At 33.9% G+C, this 12,518-nt stretch carries 11 protein-coding genes; 10 read left to right on the top strand and 1 reads right to left on the bottom strand.

Annotated elements, in window-relative coordinates; genetic code table 11:
• Positions 1–62 precede the first annotated feature (62 nt).
• The 6 genes from B7R67_RS21105 (at position 63) to B7R67_RS21080 (ending at position 5,144) form a co-directional block, all read left to right on the top strand.
• Positions 63–347 carry a hypothetical protein gene (locus tag B7R67_RS21105; RefSeq protein ID WP_088072967.1) on the top strand — a complete coding sequence of 95 codons (285 nt, stop codon included), beginning with the start codon at positions 63–65 and terminating at the stop codon, positions 345–347.
• An 11-nt stretch (positions 348–358) separates the two neighbouring features.
• Positions 359–1,315, top strand: coding sequence for an efflux RND transporter periplasmic adaptor subunit (locus B7R67_RS21100; RefSeq protein WP_088072966.1), 957 nt, complete (start codon positions 359–361; stop codon positions 1,313–1,315).
• Positions 1,312–2,052 (top strand): ABC transporter ATP-binding protein, encoded by a 741-nt coding sequence (locus B7R67_RS21095; RefSeq protein WP_088072965.1) that lies wholly within the window; start codon positions 1,312–1,314, stop codon positions 2,050–2,052. The genes B7R67_RS21100 and B7R67_RS21095 overlap by 4 nt, the downstream gene beginning before the upstream one ends.
• A complete protein-coding gene (locus B7R67_RS21090; protein ID WP_235822238.1) occupies positions 2,012–3,175 on the top strand; it encodes an ABC transporter permease in 1,164 nt (387 codons plus the stop codon). The genes B7R67_RS21095 and B7R67_RS21090 overlap by 41 nt, the downstream gene beginning before the upstream one ends.
• A gap of 64 nt (positions 3,176–3,239) precedes the next feature.
• Complete coding sequence (locus B7R67_RS21085; RefSeq protein ID WP_088072964.1) at positions 3,240–3,911, top strand: response regulator transcription factor; 672 nt, start codon at positions 3,240–3,242, stop codon at positions 3,909–3,911.
• Positions 3,912–3,920: 9 nt separating this feature from the next.
• Positions 3,921–5,144, top strand: a complete 1,224-nt coding sequence (locus B7R67_RS21080) for a sensor histidine kinase (protein WP_088072963.1) — start codon at positions 3,921–3,923, stop codon at positions 5,142–5,144.
• Between the two features lie 442 nt (positions 5,145–5,586).
• On the opposite strand, the gene B7R67_RS21075 is transcribed toward B7R67_RS21080, so the two are convergent.
• A complete protein-coding gene (locus B7R67_RS21075) occupies positions 5,587–6,174 on the bottom strand; it encodes a DNA-3-methyladenine glycosylase (RefSeq protein ID WP_088072962.1) in 588 nt (195 codons plus the stop codon).
• A 219-nt stretch (positions 6,175–6,393) separates the two neighbouring features.
• On the opposite strand from B7R67_RS21075, the gene B7R67_RS21070 reads away from it, so the two are divergent.
• From B7R67_RS21070 to B7R67_RS21055, 4 genes are all read left to right on the top strand, one after another.
• Positions 6,394–8,784 carry an immune inhibitor A domain-containing protein gene (locus B7R67_RS21070; RefSeq protein WP_088072961.1) on the top strand — a complete coding sequence of 797 codons (2,391 nt, stop codon included), beginning with the start codon at positions 6,394–6,396 and terminating at the stop codon, positions 8,782–8,784.
• A gap of 201 nt (positions 8,785–8,985) precedes the next feature.
• On the top strand, positions 8,986–10,002 hold the full coding sequence (locus tag B7R67_RS21065; RefSeq protein ID WP_088072960.1) for a Bug family tripartite tricarboxylate transporter substrate binding protein: 1,017 nt from the start codon (positions 8,986–8,988) through the stop codon (positions 10,000–10,002).
• A gap of 153 nt (positions 10,003–10,155) precedes the next feature.
• Positions 10,156–10,602, top strand: coding sequence for a tripartite tricarboxylate transporter TctB family protein (locus tag B7R67_RS21060; protein ID WP_088072959.1), 447 nt, complete (start codon positions 10,156–10,158; stop codon positions 10,600–10,602).
• A gap of 50 nt (positions 10,603–10,652) precedes the next feature.
• Positions 10,653–12,158, top strand: coding sequence for a tripartite tricarboxylate transporter permease (locus B7R67_RS21055; protein WP_407920418.1), 1,506 nt, complete (start codon positions 10,653–10,655; stop codon positions 12,156–12,158).
• Positions 12,159–12,518 lie beyond the last annotated feature (360 nt).

Below are 12,518 nucleotides of genomic sequence, written 5' to 3'. Positions count from 1 at the left end.
AGTAAAAATTAAGGATTCTATTCCATAATTCAGATAATCATTTCAAAGGAGTGAAATTCAATATGGAAAATTTGGAATCAAATGAAACGAATTTTGTAGAAAAAAATCAAAATACGAATTTAAAAACTCGTTCTACAACAGGCGCATTTTCCCCTAAAGTACTTTCAATTTTATTAATCATAAATTTAGTGATTGGTGTATTTACATTAATCGGAGTTGGCTATTTGAGTTTTAAAACGAATAATCGTGGTGAAATAATGAGAAATTTCCGTAACGGTGGATTTAACCCACCTAATGGAGGGATATTTAATCAACAACAACAACCTTCATCAGGTAGCAATAATTAGGGGGACAGAAAATGAAAAAGTGGATAATTGGAATTTTACTATTTGTCATATGTATTGGTGCTGGTGGTTATTTTTACTTAAAACCAAGCGCGCAGGAAACAACAAGTTTTACTAGAACTGGTGTCGCACAGAAAGGTACTTTAGAAGTTAATGTTAGTGGATCAGGTTCAATTGAAGCGATTAATAGTAAGGACTTATTGTCAGAGACAAACGCTGAAGTAGATGAAGTTTTAGTATCAGTAAATCAAAAAGTAAAAAAAGGTGACGAATTGGTTAGTTTTACGGACGGAAGCGATTCAATCGTAGCTCCTTTTTCTGGCACAATTACTTCGCTTTCTGTAGCAGCAGGAAATCGTGTTAATCAAGGAACGGTCGTTGCACATATTACTGATTATAATAACTTACAAACGACAATTGGTGTTGATGAACTAGATATTTCAAAGGTAAAAGTTGGCCAAACTGTAAATATTGATGTAAGTGCGTTCCCTGGTACGAAATACACAGGAAAAGTAAGCGATGTTGCTAGGGAAGGTGAAGTTACAAATGGTGTGTCTACTTTTAATGTGAATGTTAAATTAAACAACATTACTAATTTAAAGGTTGGTATGACGACAGAATCCTCTATTCTAGTCCAAAAGAAAGAAAATGTAGTATATGTTCCAGTTGAGGCGATCAATACAAGAAATAATGTTAAGTATGTCATCGTAAATTCTTCATCTTCTAATTCAGATAAGAGCACAACGAATACTGTTGAAGTAAAAACAGGTTTAACAAATGAAAATTATGTTGAAATTACTTCAGGGATTGAAGCAGGTCAGGAAGTAGTACTACCTCAAATCCAATCTTCCAATTCTAATCGATTCGGACAAGGCGGCTTCCAATTTGGAGGCGGTGGTAATTTTTCAGGCAGAGAAATGGGTGGAGAACGAATGATGATTCGAAATGGTAATGGTGGTGGCAATAAATGATCGGAAAACCTGATTTGATACATATTTCTAAAATGAACCATTATTACGAATTTGGTGGAGAAACATTGCATGTGTTAAACAATGTTTCAATTACAATTAACAAAGGTGATTTCGTTGCAATTGTAGGTCCATCAGGATCTGGTAAATCGACATTTATGAACATGATTGGATGTTTGGATCAACCTAACACTGGTAGTTATTTGTTTGATGGACAGGTGATTGAAGAAATGAACGACAGAGAATTAGCCGTAATTAGAAATCAAAAAATAGGGTTTATTTTTCAAAACTTTAATCTTTTATCAAAATTAAGTGCACTGGAAAATGTTGAGTTGCCATTAAGCTATCGTGGACTTTCTCAAAAAGACAGAAGAAACATGGCAATCGAAGTGTTAAAACAGGTTGGATTGGAGGAGCGTATGTATCATCTTCCTAGCCAATTATCGGGTGGCCAGCAACAAAGAGTTGCGATTGCGAGAGCTTTAGCAGGTAGACCTGATATTTTATTAGCAGATGAACCGACTGGGGCGCTTGATCAAAAAACTGGCCGAGAAATATTAGATTTAATGAAAAAGCTTCATGAAGAGGGACATACCATTATTCTAATTACTCACGATAATCATATTGCAAAAGAAGCTTCAAGAATCGTTAGAATCGAAGACGGTTGCCTTAACGAGGAAGGAGGTATGCCACTTGGGAATGTCTCAATTAATCAAAATGGCAGTAAAAAGTATAGTTAGCAATAAATTAAGAGCATTTTTAACAATGCTTGGGATGATAATTGGTGTATCTTCCGTGATCATCCTAGTATCGATAAGCCAAGGGTCGAGTAAACAAATCTCTGATCAAATAGGGCAATTAGGTACGAATTTATTAACGGTCAATTTCTATAATACAGATCAATCTAAGTTTAAAGAGAATGATTTGAGTACGATAAAAAAACTTTCAGGTGTGAAAGAAGTTGCTCCCGTTGTATCCGGAAGAGTCACTGTTAAAAATGGGAAAACAAGCTCTGAAGTTTCATTAACTGGAACAACTAGTTCATATAAAGATGTTCGAAATTTAAAGATTAGTTCTGGTCGCTTTTTTACGGATTTTGATAATGATGAACGTTTAAAGACAGCGATTTTAGGTTCTGAAACTGCCACAACTTTATTTGGTTTATCGAATCCAGTAGGTGAAAAGATTCAAGTTAATGGAACATCATATAAAGTTATAGGAGTTTTGGCTTCAAGTGGTAGTTCTTTAGGTCAAAGCGGTGATAATACGGTGTTACTTCCGATGAAGGTAGCACAGAGATTACTTCAGAATACTACAATTGGCTCAATATACATTCAAGCTGAAAACGAAAATATTGTTAATTTTGCAAAGGCGAATGTAGAGAGCACATTGTCAGTAATATTCGGAGAAAGTCAAGACGATTTCAGCGTAACAAATCAGCAAGATGTCATTAATACGGTAAGCTCGGTTTCAAATACAATGTCCATTATGCTTGGAGGAATTGCATGTATTTCTTTAATCGTAGGAGGCATTGGGATTATGAATATTATGTTAGTATCCGTTTCTGAACGAACAAAAGAAATCGGAATACGTAAAGCAATCGGAGCACAAAAGACGGATATATTATTACAATTTTTAATTGAATCAATCGTGCTAAGCTCATTTGGTGGTATGATAGGTGTAGGTTTAGGAGTAAGTGCGGCAAAACTGTATTCAATGATTTCAAGTACATCCATCGCATTCTCTTTACCAGTAATCTTATTATCATTTACATTTTCACTATTAGTTGGAGTAATTTTCGGGGTATTCCCTGCTTATAAAGCTTCAAATATGAGACCAATTCAAGCTTTGCGATTTGAATAATAGAAAAGGAGCGTTGCTATAAAAAGGAACGCTTCTTTTTAGTGGATGTAACGGAGGCAGGGAAATGAGGATTTTAGTTGTAGAAGATCACGAAGAAGTTTTAAATTCAATTGTTGAATTACTATCAAAAGATTTTACAGTAGATAAAGCATTAGAAGGTGAAGAAGGATATTTCTTGGCAATGCAAAATATATACGATGTAATTATTTTAGATGTCATGTTACCAGAAAAAAATGGATTCGAAATTGTAAAAGATTTAAGACATGAGGGAATACATACACCAGTATTATTTCTAACAGCTAAAGATTCACTTGAAGATCGTGTTGAAGGCTTAAACTTAGGTGCAGACGACTATTTAGTAAAACCATTTCAAAGTCCTGAATTACTCGCTAGAATTTATGCTCTACTTAGAAGAAGTGGTAATTTATCAATCGATAGTTCATTAAAATACAAGGGAATCATTTTAAAAGGAAAAGAGCACCCGGTTGAAGTAAATAATGAACAAATCCATTTAACGATTAAGCAATATGAATTATTAGAATACTTTATTCAAAACCAAGGGAAAATTTTAATGAAAGAACAAATTTTTGATCGAGTTTGGGGATTTGATTCTGATACAACCGTTGCGATTGTTGAAGTATATGTCCACCAACTAAGAAAAAAATTGGAACCTTTCAATTATGGTACTATGATAAAAACCGTTAGAGGAATTGGCTATATTATGAAAGATGATTAGGTGGAAAATATGTTTAAGAAAACAAAAATCCGATTAACGATTATTAATTCAGTAGTGTTCAGCCTTCTTATTGGCATCCTTTCACTAATCATATACTCTTACACAAATACACGATTATATAAGGACGTTGATCAATCGTTATTATGGAATATCGAACGGATACAAAATAGCGATAATCCAACTCGTTTACCCCTGTCAAATCGAGATCCCCGAGTAGTAATGATTATGTGGGATGAAGATAAAAAGGTAGTAAATCCAATGCCAGGAGTGAATGCAATTATTTTACAAGATGAAATAAAATTTCCTAAAAAAATGAATGAATTATATAATGAACGAATTGGAAATATGAATTATCGTACGATATCGATTCAGGGTGATACTGCTCGAGGGAAAATTACATTACAAATCTTACGAAATATTGATTCTGAAAAGGACTTATTAGATACATTACTAATTATTTTAATCATGGGATGGATAGTTGGAAGTGCGTTATCGATTGCTGCTGGCTTTATATTAGCAGGTCGTGCACTTGTACCGATTAAAAATGCCTGGCAAAAACAACAAGAATTTGTATCTGATGCTTCCCATGAAATACGTACACCATTAACTGTTATTCAATCACGCTTAGAATTATTGCTTAGAGAGCCTAATGCAAGGATTGAAGAGAAAGCGCAAGACTTTTCAATCTTATTAAAAGAAAATAGACGTCTTTCAAAACTAGTTGCTAGTTTATTAACTTTGGCAAGGTCGGATTCTGGTCAGTTACAATTAAATAAAAAGGTATTTTCATTAAATGAAATGCTAGAAGAAATCATATCGCATTTTACAGATATTGTGTCATTACAAAATAAAGACATCGCATTGACGATAAAAGATACATATCTCTATTTTGGGGATCAAGAAAGAATTCATCAGTTACTTGTCATATTAATTGATAACGCACTTAAATTTACAAATGAAAAAGATTCCATCTATATTAGCTGCGAAAAAGTGAAGAATAGTTTTCTTATCAAAGTTAAAGATAGTGGAATTGGAGTAAATGGAGAAAATATTGCTCGTATCTTTGATCGATTTTATCAAGAAGACGTATCGCGTACAGCCAAGAGCGGAATTGGACTAGGGTTATCAATTGCAAAATGGATTGTCGAGGAGCACCAAGGGAAAATAAAAGTACAAAGTAAAAAAGGGGAAGGCACAACCTTTGAAATTAGTTTGCCAATACTCTCATCTTAATTTGTAATATATCGTTATTTCTTAGGAAATAATGTCGGAAATAGATTTTGTTTAAAATGAAAATCTCTCTGGATTGTGAAATTAATCAATCCAGAGATTTTTTTTATTTGGCTTAGTTAATGTTAATTGTTGTGAAAAGACTAGGCTGAAGCTTCTATTAAACTGAAAAATAATTTAATAGATAGATAGGACTTTGGCTACATACTGAGGCTCACTAGGAAGTGAACCTTTTTATTATTTCTTAAAATGCTTTGTTCTTAAGGGTTACAAAATTATTGAAATATGATTATCAGACTGATTGAAAACGCTTGTCTTTCGAGGCGCGAAGCCTGGCGAGGAGTGGAGTTACCTTAGACGGTAATGAGCACCGCAGGTAGGCGAAGCAACGAAGAAAGCGAGTGTTTGTCAACAGTCTGAGGCTCACTTCTTAGTGAGCCTTTTTTTAACGTCCTTTTGAAACAAATTTATTGTCTGTTATCCAAAATCTCCAAGGATAGTCTCGCGCTTCTCCGGTATTTTCAATACCAATCCTTGGACCGCGGCTAATGTCCTTGGGCTCTATTCCTTCTGTAATATATACCGGTGGTTCCCAAATTGGTTTGCCATAAGAAGACATCGTGATGTTTAATGCTTTCGTAAGCTTTCCAGGTCCATTTGTTAGATTAGAAATAGGTTGATTTTTTCTAAATTCGACCATTTTTTCGATCCCATCCAAAGGTTCTAGTGCCCGAATTAAAATTGCATGTGGTGAATTGACTTCTCCACCAACAACATTGATTAAAGTATGTGTGTGCATTTGATAAGTGTAGATTAAACCGGGTTCATGGAACAAAATCTCAGTTCGCTTTGTCCGACGGTTTTGAAAACTATGTGCAGCTCGGTCACCGGGACCTATATAAGCTTCTGTTTCTACAATAATTCCAGAAACTTCCATTCCGTCGATAATATGGACTAATTTAGTCCCTAAAAGATCCTTTGCTAATTGTAAAGTCGGTTTTAAAAAAAACTCTTTGTTAATTGTCGATTTCATAAAAATCCCCTCAAGATTTGTTTTATAAAGTATGAATATAGAACTTTTGTCGGAAGGATGAGTATATTTTCCTATTCCAAAAATTAAAATCCACTTAAAAATAGATTAAAAATATTAACCGGAACATTAGAAATTATTCATAATTGCTCATTGTACTACACTCAATAAGCTTGTACTATTAAATTATTGTTAGAAGATTCTGAAAAGGAGTGTAGATTTATGGCAAAACCATCGTATTGGAAAGTTTTATCAAGTGTTTCACTTGTTACTGCATTAAGTATGTCAATTCTCACATCTGGTATTACGACTAAGGCAGCAATTCCTACAGAAAGCGAAAGTAAGCAATTAGTCGAAAGTCCTTCTTTAGATTTAAACGTAGTTGATGAAACAAGATTAGAAAAAGCTTTAACTGAAAGAGGAATTATTAAATCAACTGATAGTCCTGAAGAAGTAAAAGAGAAAATAAGGGAATATATTACACAAAAACAAGGTAATAAATTAAATGGTTCCGATGTACATAACTCTGAAATTGCTGAAAAGCAGAGAGATACTTTAGAAAAACGCAAAGAACAACTTTTAAAACAATTAAATAAGGGCCATGAAAACTATAAAAAAGGTAAACCAAATGGTGTTGTAAAAGTCGATTCTGCAAAACAAGCAAAATATGACGGAACAACTCGTGAAGATAATGTATTAGTTATCTTAGCGGAATTTGCTGATTTTAAACATAATAATGTTGATAAAGTTGATGGATATCTGTATACATCTGATTTTAATAAAAAACATTATGAGGACATGTTATTTGGAAAAGAGGACTTTACGTTAGAAGACGGTTCAAAAATTAAAACATTTAAGCAATTTTATGAAGAACAATCAGGTGGCAGTTATACTGTTAATGGTACAGTTACTAACTGGGTAACAGTACCAGGAAAAGCTGCAGATTATGGCGATGATAATCCTGCTGGAGGCCATGATAACAAAAATCCACTTGGTCCAAGAGATTTTATTAAGGATGCTGTAAAAGCTGCAATTAGTTCAGGTGTTAACTTAGCCGATTTTGATAAATTAGATATTTATGATATCGATGGCGATGGAAATACAAATGAACCAGACGGTCTAGTCGATCACTTAATGGTAATTCATGCTGGAACTGGACAAGAAGCAGGTGGAGGTAGATTAGGTGATAATGCAATCTGGTCACATCGTTGGACATTAAATGGAGTGACTGCATTTGCTGGTACTCAAGCATCAGTTCCATATTGGTCTGGTGGAAAAATGGCAGTATATGATTATACAGTTGAGCCTGAAGATGGTGCTACTGGCGTATTTGCTCATGAATTTGGTCATGATTTAGGATTACCAGATGAATATGATACTCAATATACTGGTAATGGTGAGCCAATTGCTTCTTGGTCAATTATGAGTGGTGGTAGTTGGAATGGTAAAGTTGCTGGTACAACTCCATCAAGTTTTTCACCACAAAATAAAGAATTCTTCCAAAAAACAATGGGAGGAAACTGGGCTAACATTACTGAAGTAGATTACAAAGATATTGATGAAAAAGGTATTGCTACATTTATTGATCAAAGTGTTACAAAATCAGAAAATCCTGGTGTTGTAAAAGTAAATTTACCTAAAAAAGAAGTGAAAAGTAAAATCCAACCTCAATTCGGTGCTAAGTATTACTACAGTACAAAAGGTGATAATCTACACACTTTCATGACTTCACCAGTGCTTGATTTAACAAATGCTACAACTGCAAACTTTGCTATAAAAGCAAATTATGAAGTTGAATCGAATTATGATTATGTTTATGTAAACGTATTGGATCAAAATGGAACGAAACTTGGAACAATTGATACTATTGGGGATGAAAACACTGGTAGTGGATTCGAATCTTCAAAAGGTCAATGGGTAGACAAGTCATATGATTTATCTGCTTATAATGGTAAAAAAGTAAAAGTTCAATTTGAATATGTTACTGATGGAGGTTTAGCTCCTGAAGGATTTGCATTTGACGAAGTAAAAGTAACAGTAAATGGTTCAGCAATACTAACTGATGGTGCTGAGGGAACTCCTACATTTACTTTAGATAAAGCAGTTGTATCGAACGGAACTGACTTTAAAGATCATTACTACTACTTAGAGTGGAGAAACTACGCTGGTGCTGATAAATCACTAGAATTCGCTCGCGGTGTTAAATATAATACTGGTTTAGTAGTTTGGTATGGTGATGAAAGCTTTACAGATAACTGGGTAGGGGTTCACCCTGGTGAAGGATTCTTAGGAGTAGTTGATGCACATCCAGCTCCAATGGTTGGAGATTTAAATGGTAAACCATCTGTTGCTCAAAGTACTCGTTATCAAGTTGCAGACGCTGCTTTCAGTTATGACAAATCAGCTGAGTTCTATATCAATTCACCTTCTCGTGGAATCTTTGATTACAGAGGTTTACCAGGTGTAACAACATTTGATGATTCTCAAAAATACTTCGATGGTTCAGGTTTGATTCCGGATGCAGGAAGAAAAGTTCCTAACTACGGTCTGAAATTCCAAGTAATTGGAGAAGCAAAAGATAATTCTGCTGGAGCTGTTTGGATTCATAAATAATAAAATGAAAGAATACGAGCTTGAAATACTTTCAAGCTCGTATTCTTTTTTTGTATGTAATGAAAAGAAAAATTCGTGGTTTTTATGAACAAAATGGTTTTAATGGACTTTACGTCCTTTACGTTCACAAAAACCTTTTTCAGAATTATTAAACTATAATACATTTATTAGAAAGCGTTTACAAAAGGGGAGGAAATAGAAATGAAATTTAAAAAAACTAGTTTTATCTTATTAACTTCTATGCTAGCTATGAGTCTAGCAGCGTGTAATGGTAGCAAAGTGACAACAGGAAATAAATCTTCGTACCCAAATAAAGCGATTTCGGTTGTAGCACCGTCTGGAGCAGGTGGAGGATGGGATTTAACAGCTAGATCCTTCACAAAAATATTGAGTGAAACAAAACTTGTTACTGAACCTATGACAGTAGAAAATAAACCAGGTGGTGGTGGTACCGTATTTATGGCTGAGTACGCTACTCAAGATAAAGCTAATAATGACAAGTTATTTGTAAATTCTCCACCAATTATTATTAACAATTTGAAAAAGGAAGGAAATAGCCCATACGGCTATAAAAATAGTACTCCTTTAGCACAATTAACAAAAGATTATGGTGCGATTGTAGTAAAAGCAGATTCAAAATATAAAGATTTAAAATCACTGTTAGAAGATATTAAAAAGAATCCTAAGAAAATAACATTGGCTGGAGGATCTGCACCTGGATCAATGGATCACTTAATCGGAATTTTACCAGCTTATAAATACGGAATTGATCCTACTAAGATTAAGTACGTTTCATATGATGGAGGCTCTGAAGCAATAACTGCTCTACTTGGTAATAATGCTGATGTGATTTCAACTGATATTTCTAGTACGCTTGAATTTGTTAAATCGGGTAAAGTAAAAGTTTTAGCTGTGACTTCACCAGAAAGATTACAGGGAGAATTACTTTCTCAATTTCCAACTGCAAAAGAGCAAGGCGTTGATGCAGAATTCATCATTTGGCGAGGAGTATTTGGACCTGAAAAAATGTCTAAGGATGCTTACAGTTATTGGGAAAAAACAATTTCTAAATTAGTTGAAACTGACGATTGGAAGCAAGAAGTAGAAAAACAAGGGTGGCAACCAGAGTATAAAAATGGTAAAGAATTTAAAGCTTTCTTAGCTGAACAAGAAACACAAGTTCAAGATTTATTGAAAGCATTAGGTATGAGTAAATAAAAAATATGAATAGCAGACTGATTGAAAACGCTTGTCTTTCGAGGCACAAAGTTATATTGACGGTAATGAGCACCGCAAGCGGGCGTTTGTCTACAGTCTGAACGGAGTAATCTACTCCTTCTTTTCTTTACTAAACATAAAGGGATGATTAAAATGAATAAAAAATTTGACCGAATTGCAGCAATCATTTTTTTACTTACAGGTATTACTTTTATAATTGAGAGCCGTAATATTGCTGCTACCGCTTATGGCAGTGTAGTAGGCCCAAATGTTTTTCCATTTATACTTGGGTGTGTTCTATCCTTGTTAAGTTGTCGTTTGTTTTATGAAACTTTTTCGTATCAAGAAAATAAATCAGAACCTATTCAATATCATTATAAGAAGTTTTTTATCGTGTTAATTTCTGCAATTCTTTATGCACTTTTACTAGAAAAGATTGGTTTTGTAATCAGTTCATTTTTATTTCTTATTGTTTGTTTTCAAACGATGGAACGTGGAAACTGGATTAAATCAATTTCGATCTCATTAGGCTATTCATTCATCATTTATTTTATTTTTGTTACTGTTTTAAAAGGTACGCTACCTGGTTGGTCAATTTAGTTTTAACGCAAGAGAGGGGAGAATCGTAAGTGAGTACTTTTCAATATTTAATGCAGGGATTCGAAACTGCATTCACATGGTATAATTTGCTGTTTGCATTTGCGGGAGTCTTAATAGGAACTGCAGTAGGGGTCTTACCAGGTATCGGTCCAATGAGCGGAGTTGCACTTTTAATTCCAGTTACTGCCTCGGTAACCGGGTTTTTAGGTCCTGAACAAGCTGCGGGAAGTGCCATTATTTTATTAGCAGGTGTATATTATGGAGCAATGTATGGTGGTTCAACTACATCGATTCTATTAAATACCCCGGGAGAATCATCTTCAGTTGTAACGACATTGGATGGCTACCAGATGGCAAAAAAAGGTAGAGCAGGTAGTGCATTATCAATTGCTGCAATCGGATCATTTGTTGCTGGGATCTTTACTTTAATAGCTCTTATAGTATTGGCAAAGCCATTATCTGCCTTGGCAATCAAGTTTGGACCAGCAGAGTATTTTTCGTTAATGCTACTTGGATTATGTGCTGTTAGCGGTTTAGCTGGAAAGTCAGTTACGAAAGCATTAATCATGACAATCTTCGGATTATTACTAGCAACAATTGGAATTGATTCTGTGTCTGGAGTTTCTCGTTTTACATATGATATTCCTTGGCTTTATCAAGGCTTAGAGTTTTTAACAGTCGCGGTTGGATTATTTGCACTTGGAGAAGTATTTAAAACAATTATTGAAAATGAAATTGAAGATGGCGAAATGGCAAAGATTAATAATTTACTTCCATCGAAGGAAGAATTAAAAGAAAGTGCGGCACCGATCGCTAGGGGATCAGTACTGGGATTTTTCGTAGGCTTATTACCAGGAGCAGGTGCAATTTTAGCATCATTTTTTGCTTATATTTTAGAGAAGAAAATTAGTAAAACACCAGAAAAATTTGGAACAGGTGCAATTGCTGGTGTTGCCTCACCCGAATCAGCTAATAATGCTGCATCAGGAGGAGCAATGATTCCATTATTAACTTTAGGAATTCCAAGTTCTGGGACTACTGCAATCTTAATGGGTGCTTTAATGATGTATAATATCCAGCCCGGTCCACTTTTATTTGATGAACATCCAGATGTAGCGTGGGGATTAATTGCCAGTATGTTTATCGGAAACGTAATGCTAATTATCTTAAACATGCCGCTAGTAAAAATATTTGCAAAAATAATTCAAACACCAAAGAAATATTTATTACCTTTAATTGTAGCCATTTCAATATTTGGTGTCTATGCAGTACAAGTATCTGTAAACGATTTACTATTATTAATTGGATGCGGAATTTTTGGATATTTCCTTTCAAAAAATGATTTTCCGATTGCTCCGTTAGTATTAGGAATTGTACTAGGTCCAATGATTGAAAATAATTTAAGAAGAGCTTTAACTGTATCAAATGGTGATTATAGTATTTTCTTTACTCATCCTATTTCATTGGTTTTCCTAATCATTGGTGCACTTTGGATTATTATTCCAATACTCATTAAATTAAAAGGTAAAGAAGTTATTATTAATGTAGAAGCATAAAATATTCTAACAAAACTCCTTTAACAAAAGGAGTTTTCAAAGTGTTGAAATGTATAACGTCAATATGAAAAAATCATAAAGTAAACATTATTGATGATCTATTAATAAATAGAAATGTTAATATGTTTTGAGAAATATCTATAACTCCATCAAACTTAAATCTTTACTTAGATCTTTTTCATAAATATTAAATACTAATTTTTAGAAAAAAGAGTTATTCAAATCTTAAAAGACGATCTTTTTTCGAATTTGTCGTTAATACTGATTAAGTTTAAATCGTTTTTTAACGAATACTTTTTTGAAGAATAAGTTGATTGGAACGAAAGGATGCTCGACTCCTATGGGAAATGCGGAAAGGCT

It is taken from the genome of Gottfriedia luciferensis (assembly GCF_002156865.1).
In the GTDB taxonomy this organism is placed as follows: Bacteria; Bacillota; Bacilli; order Bacillales; family Bacillaceae_G; genus Gottfriedia; species Gottfriedia luciferensis.
The sequence above is the reverse complement of the archived record's forward strand: the minus strand, read 5'-3'. Positions and strand labels throughout refer to the sequence as shown.

What these genes read in the sequence shown, in the direction of transcription:
- B7R67_RS21055 (WP_407920418.1), top strand. Translation starts at nt 10,653, where the DNA reads ATGCAGGGATTCGAAACTGCATTCACATGGTATAATTTGCTGTTTGCA.
- B7R67_RS21095 (WP_088072965.1), top strand. Translation starts at nt 1,312, where the DNA reads ATGATCGGAAAACCTGATTTGATACATATTTCTAAAATGAACCATTAT.
- B7R67_RS21060 (WP_088072959.1), top strand. Translation starts at nt 10,156, where the DNA reads ATGAATAAAAAATTTGACCGAATTGCAGCAATCATTTTTTTACTTACA.
- B7R67_RS21070 (WP_088072961.1), top strand. Translation starts at nt 6,394, where the DNA reads ATGGCAAAACCATCGTATTGGAAAGTTTTATCAAGTGTTTCACTTGTT.
- B7R67_RS21105 (WP_088072967.1), top strand. Translation starts at nt 63, where the DNA reads ATGGAAAATTTGGAATCAAATGAAACGAATTTTGTAGAAAAAAATCAA.
- B7R67_RS21065 (WP_088072960.1), top strand. Translation starts at nt 8,986, where the DNA reads ATGAAATTTAAAAAAACTAGTTTTATCTTATTAACTTCTATGCTAGCT.
- B7R67_RS21080 (WP_088072963.1), top strand. Translation starts at nt 3,921, where the DNA reads ATGTTTAAGAAAACAAAAATCCGATTAACGATTATTAATTCAGTAGTG.
- B7R67_RS21075 (WP_088072962.1), bottom strand. Translation starts at nt 6,174, where the DNA reads ATGAAATCGACAATTAACAAAGAGTTTTTTTTAAAACCGACTTTACAA.
- B7R67_RS21090 (WP_235822238.1), top strand. Translation starts at nt 2,012, where the DNA reads ATGTCTCAATTAATCAAAATGGCAGTAAAAAGTATAGTTAGCAATAAA.
- B7R67_RS21085 (WP_088072964.1), top strand. Translation starts at nt 3,240, where the DNA reads ATGAGGATTTTAGTTGTAGAAGATCACGAAGAAGTTTTAAATTCAATT.
- B7R67_RS21100 (WP_088072966.1), top strand. Translation starts at nt 359, where the DNA reads ATGAAAAAGTGGATAATTGGAATTTTACTATTTGTCATATGTATTGGT.